Here is a 14,192-nt window from a genome sequence, read left to right as displayed (position 1 = left end):
GCTCGGTGGCCGTGGCGGCCGGCGTCGGCGTCGCGGCCGGCGTCGGCGCCGGAACCGTGCCCGGCAGGCTGTCGCCCACCGTCACGCCGGCGTCGCCGCCCGCGAAGACCAGGCCCTCGGGGTGCGCCTTCGGGGCGACCTTGCCGTCCGGCGTCTGGACCAGGGTGGTGTCGACCGGTACCCAGGCCTCGCCGACCTTCATCCGGATCGGGCCGGTGGACAGCTCCGAGGTCAGCGTCCCCTCGGGGTTCGCCCACAGGGTGGCCGTCTCGGTGCGGGCCTTGGTGACCTCGATCCGCTTGCCCTGCAGCCGGGCCGCCAGCAGCGCCGACGCCTCGTCAGGGGCCTCGGTGGACGAAGCGGCCGGGACGGCCGGGATCTGCGGCGCGGGCGTCTTGCCCGCCTGAGACGACGCCAGGGCGTCGGCGGCGACACCGGTCTGCACCAGCAGACCGAGTGTCAGCACGGTGGATATTCGGCGTATCCAGCGCATGGAAAAGGCCCCGCCGGTGGAACCGGGCGAGGCCAAAGACCGTCGTGACATCAGGACTCTCTCGAATGGTGCTACGTACTCAGATGACTCGTTCGAAGTCGAATGACAACCTCTCACCTGCGAAGGAGCACCAAGTGCCATCCGGGATGACGATCTAGTAACAGATCGCCGATGGAGTGTTATTAGATGACGATGTGTGAGTTTTTCAGGCCAAACAAAGCATTTGCTCCACTCGCCCCGTAATGCCGGGAATATCCACCATTGCGGCGTACACTGACCGCGACCGGGGGGTATTCCAGGAGGTTCCCCCATGCGTCAGCGGCACAGCTTCCACCTCGACCGCGCCGAGCACTCCGTCACGGTGAACGTCCGGTCCGGCTGGATCACCGAGACCGAGGTACTGGTGGACGGCAAGGAAGTGGCGTTCCACCGCGTCCACGGCCACGGCGTCTACCCGCTCACCCTCGCCGCCCAGCTCCCCGCCGACCTCCCCGACGAGCCGCCGCTGCCGCTCACCGTCCGCCTGGAACGCACCCCCGACCCCGGCCACCCGCTCGCCTGCAACCTCGACCTCGGCGGCGCCGTCCACCCGATGCCGGAGCGCACGGAGCACTGAGCCCGTCTTCGTGCTGTCAGTCCAGGCTCGCCGCGATCTCCTCCACCGCCGGGCGGGCCCGGACGGCGTCCTCCGGTACGAGGCCGATCCGGGTCCGGCGGTGCAGCACGTCCTCGACGTCCAGGGCGCCCTCGTGGGTGAGCGCGTACGCGATCTCGGCGCGGGTGACGTCGAGCCCCTCCGCGGCCGGCGCCCCGTACCCGGCGCCCAGCCGCTCCTCCCCCAGCGCCAGCACCTCGCGCGCCGCGCCGCCGTGGCGGGCGAGCAGCGAGGCCGGCACCTCACCCTCGGGGCCGGGGCGGCTGTCCCGGTGCTCCGGCGCGCCGACCAGCGGCAGGCGGGCGGTCCAGCAGGCGCGGGCCGGGAGGCCGCGCAGGCGGACGGCGGTGTCGACGGCGTCCTCCGCCATCCGGCGGTAGGTGGTGAGCTTGCCGCCGACCACGGTGATCACCCCGTCCGGCGACTCCAGGACGGCGTGCTGGCGGGAGAGGTCGGCCGTGGCGCCGTCGCCGGCGTCGATCAGCGGCCGCAGTCCGGCGTAGGCGCCACGCACGTCGGCCCTGGTCAGGGCGGTCTCCAGGGCCGCGTTCACGGTGTCGAGGAGGAAGCGCAGCTCGGCCTCGGTGGGCTGCGGCTCGTCCGGGATCGGGCCGGGCGCGTCCTCGTCGGTGAGTCCGATCGCCACCCGGCCGAGCTGCTGCGGCAGCGCGAAAACGAAGCGGCTGGTGGAGCCGGGCACGGGCACGGTGAGCGCGGCGGTCGGCCGGCCGAGCGCGGCCGCGTCCACCACCAGGTGGGTGCCCCGGCTGGGCCGCAGCCGGATCGACGGGTCCACCTCGCCCGCCCACACGCCGGTGGCGTTGACGACGGCGCGGGCGGTGAGGGTGAACGACGCGCCGGTGAGGGTGTCGGTGAGCCGGGCACCGGTGCCGGTGACCTGCTCGGCGCGGACCCGGGTCAGCACGGACGCCCCGTACTGCGCCGCCGTCCGGGCCAGGGCGACCACCAGCCGTGCGTCGTCGACGAGTTGGCCGTCGTGGGCGACCAGCGCGCCGGACAGTCCGGCGCCGCGCAGGCCCGGCACCAGCTCGCGGGCCCGGTCGGCGCGCACCCGGCGGACCCGGGGCAGCAGGCTGCCCGGCGTGCCCGCGCTCAGCCGCAGCGCGTCGCCCGCGACGAAGCCGGCCCGGACCAGCGCGGCCTGCCCCGGCTTCAGCAACCCGTCGAGCAGCGGAACCAGTTGGGGCAGCGGACGGACCAGGTGCGGGGCGGTGCGGGTCATCAGCACGCCGCGTTCGAGGGCGCTCTCCCGGGCCACGCCGATCCGCCCGGAGGCGAGGTAGCGCAGGCCGCCGTGGACCAGCTTGGAGCTCCACCGGCTGGTCCCGAACGCGAGGTCGCGCGCCTCGACGAGCACGACGCGCAGTCCGCGCGCGGCCGCGTCCAGGGCGACGCCCGCGCCGGTGACCCCGCCGCCGATCACCAGCAGGTCGACGTCCGGCCGGCCGGCGCCCGACCCGTCGGCGAGCGCGTCGAGCTCCAACTCCCGGCGGCGGGCGGTGAGTCGGGCGGTCCCGGCGAAGGGGCCCGCGAGGGGGGCGGCGTGCGGCCCGGCGGTAGTGGTCATCTGGCGGCCTCCGTGGCTGCGACTGGCGGACTGGGGGACTACGGCGCGAGGTACCCGTCCAACGCGCGGGCGAGTTCGCGCCGCCAGGCCGCCTCGGGCAGCAACTGGGCCACCATGCGGTGCGACTGGACGGTGGACTGGGCGATCAGCAGCACCATCGCGGCGAGTTCGACCGGTTCGCCGGCCCGGATCGAGCCGTGTCCTTGCCCCTGTTCGATCCCGGCGCGCAGCGCCTCCAGCAGCCCGCGCTGGCTGGTGCCGAGCCGCTCGACCACGTACTCGAACAGCGTGTCCGCGTCGTCCGAGCGCAGCAGCGCGCCGAGCACCGGGTGGTCGCGGAGCCGGACGGCGACCTCGACGACGCCGTCGACGAACGCGGCCCGGTCCGTCCCGTGCAGCCGGACGGCGCCCTGGGTGGCGGCGATCTCGCGGGTCAGCAGGGCGCCGATCACCGCGCGGACGTCCGGCCAGCGCCGGTAGACGGTCGGCCGGCTGACCCCGGCGCGGCGCGCGATCTCGGCCAACTGGGTCCGGCGCACGCCGAGTTGGACGATCAGCTCGGCGGCGGCGTCGAGGATCGCGTCGTCGGTTCCACGTTCGTTACTACTTGACATGATGTGTAACACTGTAACGCATGACCCCCGAGAAGCAAGCCGCAGCGCAGCCCGCGCTGCTGCCCCTCCCCCCGATGAAGTGGGACGCCTGGGGCGACCCGGCCCTCGCCAAGGAGCTGTCCGCCGACATCAAGGGCCTGCTCGCCGCCGCCCTCGGCGTCACCGGCGACGCCGCCCCCGGTCCGGACGCCTCGGAGGTCGCCCTGCGGCCCTCCGCCCTCACCCCCGACGACCTCGCGGCCCTCGCCGCCATCGTCGGCGAGGCCAACCTCAGCACCGCCGACGCCGACCGCCTCCCCCGGGCCGGCGGCAAGTCCACCCCGGACCTGCTGCGCCGCCGCAGCCGCGAACCGCAGGACGCGCCCGACGCCGTCGTGCTGCCCGGCGGCGAGAACGAGATCGCCGCCCTGCTCGCACTCTGCACCGAGCGCCGGATCGCCGTCGTCCCGTTCGGCGGCGGCACCAGCGTGGTCGGCGGGCTCGACCCGGAGCGCGGCGACTTCGCCGCCGTCCTCTCGCTCGACCTGCGCCGCCTCGACCAGCTGCTCGACCTCGACGAGACCTCCGGCGAGGCCCTCCTCGGCGCCGGCCTCACCGGCCCGGCAGCGGAGACGCTGCTCGCCGAGCACGGCCACGAGCTCGGCCACTACCCGCAGAGCTTCCGCTTCGCCACCATCGGCGGCTTCGCGGCCACCCGCTCCTCCGGCCAGAACTCGGCCGGCCACGGCCGGTTCGACGAGATGGTGCGCGGCCTGCGCGTCGTCACCCCGGTCGGCGTCCTCGACCTCGGCCGCGGCCCCGCCTCCGCCGCCGGCCCCGACCTGCGCGAGCTCTTCCTCGGGTCGGAGGGCGCGCTCGGCGTGATCACCGCCGTACGGGTGCGCGTCCACCCGGTGCCCGCCGTCAAGGCGTACGAGGCCTGGTCGTTCCCCGACTTCGCCACCGGCGCCGCCGCGCTGCGCGCCGTCGAGCAGCAGGACACCGGCCCGACCGTCATCCGGCTCTCCGACGAGGCCGAGACCATGGTCAACCTCGCCATGACGGAGAAGATCGGCGGCGAGCCCGCGGTCAGCGGCTGCCTCGCCGTCACCGTCTTCGAGGGCACCGCCGACCAGGTCGCCACCCGCCACCGGCTCACCCGCGCCGCCCTGCTCGCCGCCGGCGCCACCTCGCTCGGCGAGGCGCCCGCCCGGGCCTGGGAGCACGGCCGGTTCAACGCCCCCTACCTGCGCGACTCGCTGATCAGCGCGGGCGCGCTCTGCGAGACCCTGGAGACCGCCACCACCTGGAGCCGGCTCGCCGACCTCCGCTCCGCCGTCACCGCGGCCCTGTCCTCCTCGCTCCCCAACTCCCTCGTGCTCTGCCACATCTCGCACGTCTACCCGACCGGCGCCTCGCTCTACTTCACCGTCGTCGCCGCCCTCGGCGAGGAGCCGCTCACCCGCTGGACCACCGCCAAGCAGGCGGCCTGCGACGCCATCGTCGCGACCGGCGGCACCATCACCCACCACCACGCGGTCGGCACCGACCACCGCCCCTGGATGACCGACGAGATCGGCGACCTCGGCGTGCGCATCCTGCGCGCCGTCAAGGCCGAACTCGACCCGGCGGGCATCCTCAATCCGGGCAAGCTGATCCCATGACCGGCCGGAGAACCATCGCCCGCGTCGTTCTCCTCAGCAACCCCGCTGCCGCCGCCGGCCACGCCGAACCCGCGGCCCGCCGCGCCATCGCCCGCCTGCGCGCCCACGGCATCACCGTGGACGCCCAGGCGGGCGCCTCCGCCGCCGACTCGCTCCGCCTCGCCCACGCCGCCGTCCTGCCATCCTCGGGGTGCGACGCTCTCGTCGTGGTCGGCGGCGACGGCATGATCAACCTCGGCCTGCAGGCCGTCGCCGGCACCTCGCTGCCCCTCGGCGTCATACCGGCCGGCACCGGCAACGACCTCGCCCGCGCCCACGGCCTCCCCCGCAACGACCCCGAGGCCGCCGCCGACGTCATCGCCGCCGGCCACACCCGCACCGTCGACCTCGGCCGGGTCGACGCCGCCGACGGCACCACCCGCTGGTTCGGCTCCGTCCTCGCCAGCGGCTTCGACTCCCTGGTCAGCGACCGCACCAACCGGCTCCGCTGGCCCCGCGGCCGGATGCGCTACAACCTCGCCATCGCCATCGAGTTCGCCAACCTGCGGCCACTCCCCTTCCACCTCACCCTCGCCGACGGCACCGAGATCACCCGCGACCTCACCCTCGCCGCCATCGGCAACACCAGCAGCTACGGCGGCGGCATGCGCATCTGCCCCGACGCCGACCCCACCGACGGCCTGCTCGACCTCACCCTCGTCGACGCCATGCCCCGCCGCCGCATCGCCCGCTTCTTCCCCACCCTCCTCAAGGGCACCCACACCACCCACCCCCAGGTCACCACCCACCGCACCCCCTCCCTCCACCTCTCCTCCCCCACCATCACCGCCTACGCCGACGGCGAGTTCCTCGCCCCCCTCCCCCTCCACATCCGCGCCATCCCGGGCGCCCTCCACCTCCTGGCCCCGGCCCCCTGACCCCACGGCACGGAGGCCCCACGGCACGCTCGCGCCGTGGGGTCTCCGCCGTGTTCTCGATCCTCTCCTGCCGGCCGCATCAGGATCAGGTGAGCGGGTGTTCGGCGGAGGTGGGTGCGGCGGGGGTTCGGATCAGTAGACTGGCCGATCTCAACTCCGTCCATTGACTGGCCTTTTGGGGAGACGCCTGTGGACGTGCACATTTCCGTGTCCGGTAACGGTGGGGGGACCGGCGCGGAGGCCGAGTCGCTGGCCGACTGGCTCCGGGGCGAGCCCGGGCTGGTGGGCGTGCGACTGAAGGGGAAGGCGCCCGGGCCCGGCGAGATGGGCTCGGTGCTGGACACCGTGACGGTCGCGCTCGGGGCGGGCGGCGGGCTGTCGGTGCTCGCCTCGTCGCTGCGGACCTGGTTCGCGCAGCCCCGGCGCAGCGACGTGCGGCTGAAGGTCCGGCGGCCGGGCGGGGCGACGGTGGAGGTCGACGCCAAGCGGGTGCGCGCCGGGGAGCTGGAGGCGCTGCTGCGCGAGGCGCTGGAGAGCGCGGACGGCGACGACAGTGACCCCTCCGAGCAGGGCTGACGTGCGTCTTCCGGACCCTGAGCGTTCCCGGATCGTGCTCGTCGGCGCGAGCGAGTACACGGACCCGGAGCTGCCGGACCTCCCGGCGGTCCGGCGGACCGTCACCGACCTCGCGGCCCTGTTCACCGACCCGGACCACGGACTCGTTCCCGAGGGGAACTGCACCGTCCTGCTCGACGACGGCGACCTGCGGACGATCGGACGGCAGCTGCGCACCGCCACCGAGGCGGCCGAGGACCTGCTGCTGGTCTACTTCACCGGGCACGGCCTCGTCGGCGGACTCAAGCACGACCTGTACCTGGCGCTGCCCGACAGCGAGTACGAGGCGCCCGAGTACGGCTCGCTGGAGTACGACAAGCTGCGCGGCACCGTGCTCAGGAGCCGGGCCACCACCAAGATCATCGTGCTGGACTGCTGCTTCTCCGGCCGCGCCGTCAGCGACACCATGTCCGGCGGGACCGGCGTCGGCGGTGACACCATCAACCAGCTGGAGGTCGCGGGCACGTACGTGCTGACCTCCGCCCAGCACGACCAGGTGGCCCTCTCGCCGCCCGGCGAGGACCACACCGCCTTCTCCGGGCGGCTGATCCGCCTGCTGCGGGAGGGCGTCGGCGGCGGGCCGGAGTTCCTCACCGTCGACGAGCTCTACCAGCGGCTCACCGCCCTGATGCTCGCCGAGGGCCTGCCCGTCCCGCAGAACCGCGCCACGAAGAACGCCAGCCTCATCGCCCTCGGCGTCAACCGGGCCTACGCCGACACCGCCGCCCCCGTGCTGCGCCGGCGGCGGGAGGAGGCCGAGCTGCAGGCGACGGACGGCGACTGGACCGGCGCGGCACGGTCGCTGCAAGCCGTCCTCGACGAACAGACCCGCGTCCTCGGCGCCGAACACGAGGACACCCTGCACACCCGCCGCTCCCACGCCCACTGCGTCGGCGGCGCCGGCGACCCGACGGAGGCCGTCCGCCTCCTGCGCCCGCTCGCGGACGACCACGCCCGACTGCTCGGCCCGGAGCACGCGGGCACCCTGGACGCCCGCCAGTTCCTCGCCGTCAACCTCGGCGAGACCGGCCACCGGGTGGAGGCCATCGACATGCTGCGGATCCTGCTCGCCGACCGCAGCCGCCTCCTCGGCGCCGAGCACGAGGACACCCTGCGCACCCGCCACATGCTCGCCCGCAACCTCACCCTGACGGGCGGGCGGGAGGAGTCGGCGGCGCTGCTACGGCAACTGATCGCCGAACGCGAACGGCTCCTGGGCGGCACCCACCCGCACACGGTGCGGGCGCGGACGGACCTGGCGGCGTTGGAGGGTGGTGGAACGCGTGTTTGAAATGTTCACCGACCGTGCACGGCGAGTGGTCGTCCTGGCGCAGGAAGAGGCCAGGGTCTTCGGCCACGAACAGATCGACACCGAGCACCTCCTCCTGGGGCTTATGCACGAAGACGAGGGTGTCGCCGCTCAAGTCCTGAAGACGCTCGGCTTCTCCATCCAGTCCCTCCGCGAGATCGTCGAGGTACGCCTGGGGCACAACCCCAACATCACCCTCCCCAACCTCATACCGTTCAGCCCGACGGCCAAGAAGGCGCTCGAGCGCTCACTCGAAGCGGCGCGGGGCCTCGGCCACAACTACATCGGCACCGAACACCTCCTGCTTGGCCTCACGGTCGAAGAGGAAGAAGGCGGCGCCCAGATTCTGAAGACAGCCGGCGCCGACCACGACTGGGTACTCGCCGAGGTCGTGGCGGTCCTGGCCCAGTACACCGCCCCACAACCGGCACCCTCCCCCCGCCTGCTCGACTCGCTCACCCGCAATCTCAACGCCGAGGTGGCCGAGCAACTGGTGGACACCGTCGTCGGGCGGAGGCCGGAGATCGAACGGGTGTTGCGGGCGCTCAACCGGCAGACCCGCAATGTGCCGCTGCTCGTCGGCGCGCCCGGCATCGGAAAGACGAGCGTGGTGATCGGACTCGCCGAGGCACTCGTCCTGGGGAACGTGCCGGCGGAGTTCCGGGGCCGGACGGTCCGGCTGCTGGACGTCGGCGCGCTGTTCACCGATCCCCAGCACCACGGCCGGTTCACGGAGTTGATGGCCGAGCTGGTGAGCGACATCCAGCGGGCAACCGGCCTCGTCCTCTTCCTGGACAACGCGCTCACTGTCGTGCAGACGAGGCAGGGCCGGAGCGAGGCACTGGCGTTCTTCCGACCGGCGTTCGGCATGCCGGGGGTTTCCGTCATCGCGGCCACCACCACGGCCGAGTACCGACGATGGGAGCGCGATCCGGGGCTCGACCAGCTGATCCGGCCCATCGTGCTGAACGAGCCACCGGCGGACGAGGTAATGGAGATCCTGCGCAGCACCGCCCGTCGGCTGGAGGCGCACCACGGCGTGACGATCGCGGACGACGCGCTGGAAGCAGCCGCCGCCCTCGCCCACGACCACTTGCCGGACCAGGCGCTGCCAGGAGCCGCGCTCGATCTGCTGGACGAGGCCGCCACCCTGGTGCGCGACTCGCCCGGGCCCGAGGGGAAGGCGGTCCCGACCGTCACCCACGCCACGGTGGCGGAGGCCGCACAGGCTTCCGCCCCATTCCACGACAGCCCCCGCGCCTCCCCTGTGTCCCCGCCGGTCCCCCACGACCCGACGATCTGGGCGATGAGCTGAGCCGCCCGCCGCATAGGAAGTCGGCGGATCCGACTTCCTATGCGGGCGAGTGAGGTTCAGAGCGGGCGCACCGAGACCAAGTGGGCGCGGCCGTTCATCGCGATGGAGAGGGAGAGGCCGCCCTCGCGGCGGATGACGCGGGCGGCGCGGTCCACGGCGCCGGGGCCGGAGAGGACGTGGCCGAAGGCGTCGTACTGGACGGCGCCGAGCGGGAGCACCCGGAGGGAGTCCCAGACGGCGGCGAGGGCGTCGGGCAGACGGCCGAAGGTGGCGGGGCAAGTGATGCCCTCGATTTCGACGACAACAGAGGAGTTGTTGTCGCACGACGTACCGCGGATCGGCGGTAGGTCGAGGGGCGGCGCGTCACTGTCCGTAGGGGTGACGATGCACCAGACCAGCTTGCCGATGGCGTCCGGTCTGGGGTCGGCGCCCCACTCGGCGGCGAGCTGGTCGACCAGCCAGAGCCCGCGTCCGCACTCGTCGGCGGAGGAGGGCTCGCGGAGGACGGGCCGGATCGCGCTCGCGTCGTGGACCTCGATCCGGAGCCGGTCGTCGGCGAGCAGGAAGCGGAGCTTGATCAGCCGGTCACGCGGGACGCGGGCGTGGTGGACGGCGTTGGTGACCAGCTCGGTCAGCAGCAACTCCCCCACTTCGGTGAAGCGTTCGCCGCCCGGCAGGCCGGCGAGGAACCGTCGGAGGTCGTGCCGGGCTATGGTCGCGGACTTCCGCTGACGCGGCATCCAGCACGAGTACTCGTTGGTGGGGTCCGACGGATTCGTCGACGTCTCGGGCATAGCGAACGCCTTCCGTGCATAGCTCACCAACAGCGACCGGGGGCTGGCGCGAGGGCAAAGGGATGCCCGGACAGATAGCCACCGAGATCACTGAAGCGAACGGAACGACTACTGCAAGTAGCGTGACGTAAGAATTCCTACGGTGCAAGTTCCTACTTTAGATTCCACCCAAGATTGTTGCCCCAGCCGACCGGCAGGCAGACTGGCTCCCGCACAGCAGCAGGGGAGGACCAACCATGCCCGTCAATCGAAACCCGACCGTTCGTCAACGGCGGCTGGCAAGAACGCTCAAGGAACTCCGGACGTCGAGGCGGATGACGATCGCGCAGTCGGCGGAGCACCTTGTGTGTGCCGAAAGCAAGATCAGCCGGATCGAGGCGGCCCAGTCCGGCGTCCGACTGGTCGACCTTCGCCTACTGCTGGACCTGTACGAGGTCCGCGACCCCGACACCCGGAACCGGTTGGAGGCCCTCGCACGCGAGGGCAGGCTCCGTGGCTGGTGGGATCGCTACGCCGACACGCTCTCGCCGAGCTACGCGGACTTCATCGCCCTTGAGGCAGACGCGTCGGATGCCTACAGCATCGAGACGGTCCTCGTTCCCGGCCTGCTGCAGACCGAGGACTACACCCGCGCAGTCGTCCGAACCCAGATCGAGGACGCCACTCCGGAGCAGGTCGAGATCCTCACCAAGGTGCGCCAGGAGCGGCGGGAGTTGCTGTTCCGCGAGAAACCCCTGCGCATGTGGACCGTACTCTCCGAGTCCGTGCTGAAGCACGCGATCGGCGGCGCATCGGCCATGCGCCACCAGTTGGAGTACCTCGTCACGGCCGCCGAGTACCCGAACATCAATCTCCAGATCCTGCCGGAGTCATCGGAGATCCACGCCGCGTTGTTCGGTCCGGTCGCGATCCTCAGCTTCCCGGACGAAGCCGAGTCGGACGTCGCATACGCGGACAGCCTGCTCAGCACGATCTACATCGAGGAGCCCGGCGAAGTCTTCAAGTATGCCCAGCTCTTCCGGCGAGCCCTGGCCGAATCGCTGCCGCGAACCGAGTCGATCAAGCTCATTCAGCGAGCTGCGGAGGATCTCTGAGTCATGGCCACTGCTGATCAAGCCCCCTCCGCCTGGCGAAAGGCTTCTTTTTCCGGCGCGCAGAGCAACTGCATAGAGGTGTCCGACCGCAGCCCAGGGCCGATACCCGTCCGCGACTCGAAGCATCCGGCCGGCCCGGTGCTCGTCTTCGAGCGCGCGGCCTGGTCAGCCTTCCTCCTCGGCATCAAGGCCGGCGACTTCCCCCATAGCTGAGTCGACCGCCACCATGGCCGAGCACCGGCGCGGACTGTCAGGGCGGGCGGCTAGAGTCCCGCCCGAGACCCGCGCGTTGCTGCCGAAGGAGTTCTGTTGGCGAGAACCACACCACCCCGGCCCGTCGACATCGCGGCCGTGTTCCCGGAGCTGGCTCCGCTGGCACGGCAGGCGGTGCGGCTCCACCCGCGCCCCGGTGAGCCGACCGTCCACGAGAGCTCCGTCGGCGGGCCGCTGTTGTGGCCGGCCGATGAGGAGTGGCCGGTCTGCATGGAGGAGCACCACCACTACGGCGTGCTCCCCGTCTCCCTCGACGACGTCCGTCGGCGCCGGGCGCTGCTCGAAGCAGCCTGGTTGCGGCCTCGCGCTCCTCACGAGAACCTCCTCAGCCCCGACCAGAAGGCGTACCTCGACGGGCTCCAAGCAGGACATCGACCAAGCACCGGACCGAACGCGCTACTCCCCGTCGCCCAGCTCTACCTGCGTGACATACCTGGACTGGCCGGGCCCGAGAGAGCGGATCTGCTGCAGGTGCTGTGGTGCCCCCTGGATCACGACGAGGGGCTTCCCGCCGCCCGCCTCTTCTGGCGGGACTCCGGGAGCGTCGACACGGTGCTCGCCGATCCGCCGGAACCGGTCGACGTGGAGCGCTACGGCAACTACGTCCCCGAACCGTGCGTGCTCCACCCCGAGGTCGTGACCGAGTACCCCGCGCCGCACGAGCTGCCCCAGGAACTCGCAGAGCGCCTGGACGACTGGGGACGCGAGCAGTGCGGCGATGAGGACGAGTCCGGCCCCGGCGGCGCCTACTACCAGTACGAGCACTGCGTCGCGCCGGGGTGGAAGGTCGGCGGCTGGGGCCCTTGGAGCTTCTGCGACCCCTGGCCGATGCACTGCGATGTCTGCAAGGCGGCATATCAGCCGCTGCTCACCGTGAGCTCCGGTGAGTGGGACGGCGGGAGCGGCAGCTGGATCCCGCTCGAAGACCAGGCCGGACCTTCGGGGCCCGTCGGGCTGCGCCAACCGTCGGACCCGCCGATGGTGCAGATCGGCCGCGGCTACGACATGCAGATCTACGTCTGCCCCACGTCCTTCGATCACCCGCACCTGGAGAACATGCAGTGACCCTGAGGTCGTACGGTGGCGGGCGGAGTCGGTGTGAGGAGAGGTGGCGGGGTCAGGGATGGGTGTGACGCGGACGCCGCGGGGGCGGTGGGTGGAGGAGGGGTTGCGGGCGCTGGCCGGGGGTGGGCCGGAGGCAGTGCGGGTCGAGGCGTTGGCGCAGGTGCTGGGGGTGACCAAGGGCGGGTTCTACGGGTACTTCCGGAACCGGGAGGCGCTGTTGGCCGAGATGCTCGACACCTGGGAGCGGGAGGTCACCGAGGGGGTGATCGCGCGGGTCGAGGAGGAGGGCGGGGACGCGCGGACGCGGCTCGGGCGGCTGTTCCGGATCGCCGCGACGTCGGTGGACGGGCCGGTGACGGGGACCGGTGTCGATCTGGCGATCCGGGAGTGGGCGCGGCGGGACGAGGCGGTGGCGGAGCGGCTGCGGCGGGTGGACAACCGGCGGATGGGGTATCTGCGGTCGCTGTTCGGGTCGTTCTGCGCGGATCCGGCGGAGGTGGAGATGCGCAGCTTCGTGTCGTTCACGCTGCGGGTCGGCTACCACATGGTGGATGTCGACCACGGTGGGCTCGCGAAGGAGGACGTGATGGTGAAGACGCGGGAGTGGTTGTTGAGTTAGGGGTCAGGGGACGGGGAAGGGTGAACGCCCGGCTGCCGCACCCTCCGCGCGGCAGCCGGGCGTTCGGGTAAGAGGGGCCGGCGTCAGCCCTTCGGGGTGGCCGACGGGAGGGCGCCGGTGAGGAGCGGCCATTCGCGGTGGAAGGCCGGGAGCGGGAGCTTGCCCTCGATCAGCGGGGTGCCGAAGATCTTGAGGTGGGCGAGCAGCGCGCCGTTGAGGTCGATGCCACCGAACAGGCCCCAGCTGCCCTGGAGTTGCGGGGTTCCGCCGGGCAGGTCGACGGCGAGCGAGCCGTCCGCCTGGGCGCGCAGGTAGGGGGCGACGGTGGCCTCGACGCCGACGGCGTCGTAGAGGCCGACGTTGACCTCGGCGCCGAGGGTGGCGCGGACGGCGGCCTTGCCGGTGAGGCTGAGGTGGACCGGGGAGACCTTGGTGTCGGGCGCGTCGGCGGCGGAGGTCCAGCCCTTGCCGCCGGTGTAGTCGGCGCGGACGGCCCAGGTGCCGGTGGCCTCCTGTTCGGCCTCGACGTGCACCTGGCCGTCGGCGCCGACCTCCAGGTAGCAGGTGAGGCCGAGGTTGACGACGACCGGCAGGCCGGCGACGGTCAGCACCGGGCTGGCCTGGAGCTTGGCGAAGGGGACCCGGACCGGGGTGGCGGTGGCGCGGGTGAAGTCGCCGGTGACCTTCCAGTGGGCGCGGGCGCCGAGGTCGAAGCCGATCGAGGCGGTGCGCGGGGTGCCGACGCCGGCGCCGTGGTAGGCGAAGCGGACGGCGGGGTGGAGGGTGAGCGAGCCGGCCGCGTCGGCGGTGGCGCCGCCGGGGAGCGGGATCGGGGCCTTGGCGTCGACCTCCAGGGTGCCGGAGGCCTCGGCCTTGGTGGTGCCGTTCTCCCGGCCGACGGTCGCCTTGACGTCCTTGACCAGCGGGGTGACCTTGATGGTCTGCGGGTCGACGGGCACCGTGCCGTCGGCCTCGGCGGCGCCGAGCAGCTCGGGGAGGGTGGCCGGGCGGGTGGCGAGGGCGAGCGTGTTTCCTGCTGCCTGGCGGACGGCGGTGACGGCGACGAGCGCGCCCTGCGGGGCGGCGGCGGTCGGCGGGCTGGCGACCAGCTGGCCGGGCTGGATGGCGGAGGACAAGTCGCTCGGCGTGGTCTGGGTGATCGGCGGCGTCGGCGCCCTGCTCGCCTACTTCGTCCGCA

Annotated in this window: 15 protein-coding genes; 10 read left to right on the top strand and 5 right to left on the bottom strand. The window is 72.6% G+C overall.

Annotation, left to right across the window (positions count from 1 at the left end; all coding sequences use genetic code 11):
- The coding region (locus AB0N76_RS36830; RefSeq protein WP_363564967.1) for a hypothetical protein at positions 1-466 on the bottom strand (466 nt) is incomplete at its 3' end.
- Between the two features lie 337 nt (positions 467-803).
- On the opposite strand from AB0N76_RS36830, the gene AB0N76_RS36825 reads away from it, so the two are divergent.
- Entirely contained in the window at positions 804-1,109 is a 306-nt protein-coding gene (locus AB0N76_RS36825; protein ID WP_363564966.1) for a hypothetical protein, read from the top strand.
- A 16-nt stretch (positions 1,110-1,125) separates the two neighbouring features.
- Here AB0N76_RS36825 and AB0N76_RS36820 read toward each other — a convergent pair whose 3' ends face one another.
- Both AB0N76_RS36820 and AB0N76_RS36815 read right to left on the bottom strand, forming a co-directional pair.
- A complete protein-coding gene (locus AB0N76_RS36820; RefSeq protein ID WP_363564964.1) occupies positions 1,126-2,736 on the bottom strand; it encodes a glycerol-3-phosphate dehydrogenase/oxidase in 1,611 nt (536 codons plus the stop codon).
- 38 nt (positions 2,737-2,774) lie between these two features.
- Positions 2,775-3,350, bottom strand: a complete 576-nt coding sequence (locus tag AB0N76_RS36815; RefSeq protein WP_363564962.1) for a helix-turn-helix domain-containing protein — start codon at positions 3,348-3,350, stop codon at positions 2,775-2,777.
- A gap of 20 nt (positions 3,351-3,370) precedes the next feature.
- Here AB0N76_RS36815 and AB0N76_RS36810 point away from each other — a divergent pair, with 20 nt between their 5' ends.
- The 5 genes from AB0N76_RS36810 (at position 3,371) to AB0N76_RS36790 (ending at position 9,149) form a co-directional block, all read left to right on the top strand.
- Complete coding sequence (locus tag AB0N76_RS36810; RefSeq protein ID WP_363564960.1) at positions 3,371-4,993, top strand: FAD-binding oxidoreductase; 1,623 nt, start codon at positions 3,371-3,373, stop codon at positions 4,991-4,993.
- Entirely contained in the window at positions 4,990-5,910 is a 921-nt protein-coding gene (locus tag AB0N76_RS36805) for a diacylglycerol kinase (RefSeq protein WP_363564958.1), read from the top strand. The genes AB0N76_RS36810 and AB0N76_RS36805 overlap by 4 nt, the downstream gene beginning before the upstream one ends.
- A gap of 195 nt (positions 5,911-6,105) precedes the next feature.
- A complete protein-coding gene (locus tag AB0N76_RS36800; protein WP_363564956.1) occupies positions 6,106-6,486 on the top strand; it encodes a hypothetical protein in 381 nt (126 codons plus the stop codon).
- Between the two features lies 1 nt (position 6,487).
- The gene (locus tag AB0N76_RS36795) at positions 6,488-7,816 is read left to right on the top strand and encodes a tetratricopeptide repeat protein (RefSeq protein WP_363564954.1); all 1,329 of its coding nucleotides are present in this window, start codon (positions 6,488-6,490) and stop codon (positions 7,814-7,816) included.
- A gap of 1 nt (position 7,817) precedes the next feature.
- A complete protein-coding gene (locus AB0N76_RS36790) occupies positions 7,818-9,149 on the top strand; it encodes a Clp protease N-terminal domain-containing protein (RefSeq protein ID WP_363564969.1) in 1,332 nt (443 codons plus the stop codon).
- Between the two features lie 56 nt (positions 9,150-9,205).
- Here the strand turns inward: AB0N76_RS36790 and AB0N76_RS36785 are convergent, their stop codons facing one another.
- The gene (locus AB0N76_RS36785; RefSeq protein WP_363564952.1) at positions 9,206-9,943 is read right to left on the bottom strand and encodes an ATP-binding protein; all 738 of its coding nucleotides are present in this window, start codon (positions 9,941-9,943) and stop codon (positions 9,206-9,208) included.
- 236 nt (positions 9,944-10,179) lie between these two features.
- Between AB0N76_RS36785 and AB0N76_RS36780 the strand changes: the two genes are divergently transcribed.
- The 4 genes from AB0N76_RS36780 to AB0N76_RS36765 all read left to right on the top strand — a co-directional run bounded on the left by AB0N76_RS36780 (position 10,180) and on the right by AB0N76_RS36765 (position 12,994).
- On the top strand, positions 10,180-11,037 hold the full coding sequence (locus tag AB0N76_RS36780) for a helix-turn-helix transcriptional regulator (protein ID WP_363564950.1): 858 nt from the start codon (positions 10,180-10,182) through the stop codon (positions 11,035-11,037).
- A 3-nt stretch (positions 11,038-11,040) separates the two neighbouring features.
- Positions 11,041-11,250, top strand: coding sequence for a DUF397 domain-containing protein (locus AB0N76_RS36775; RefSeq protein ID WP_363564948.1), 210 nt, complete (start codon positions 11,041-11,043; stop codon positions 11,248-11,250).
- Between the two features lie 96 nt (positions 11,251-11,346).
- On the top strand, positions 11,347-12,375 hold the full coding sequence (locus tag AB0N76_RS36770) for a hypothetical protein (RefSeq protein ID WP_363564946.1): 1,029 nt from the start codon (positions 11,347-11,349) through the stop codon (positions 12,373-12,375).
- A 58-nt stretch (positions 12,376-12,433) separates the two neighbouring features.
- Positions 12,434-12,994 carry a TetR/AcrR family transcriptional regulator gene (locus tag AB0N76_RS36765; RefSeq protein ID WP_363564944.1) on the top strand — a complete coding sequence of 187 codons (561 nt, stop codon included), beginning with the start codon at positions 12,434-12,436 and terminating at the stop codon, positions 12,992-12,994.
- A gap of 83 nt (positions 12,995-13,077) precedes the next feature.
- On the opposite strand, the gene AB0N76_RS36760 is transcribed toward AB0N76_RS36765, so the two are convergent.
- Complete coding sequence (locus AB0N76_RS36760; RefSeq protein ID WP_363564942.1) at positions 13,078-14,130, bottom strand: hypothetical protein; 1,053 nt, start codon at positions 14,128-14,130, stop codon at positions 13,078-13,080.
- Between the last annotated feature and the right edge of the window lie 62 nt (positions 14,131-14,192).

It is taken from the genome of Kitasatospora sp. NPDC093806 (assembly GCF_040683335.1).
Taxonomy (GTDB): Bacteria; Actinomycetota; Actinomycetes; order Streptomycetales; family Streptomycetaceae; genus Kitasatospora.
Note: the sequence above shows the minus strand (reverse complement) of the source record. Positions and strands in the feature narration are given on the sequence as shown.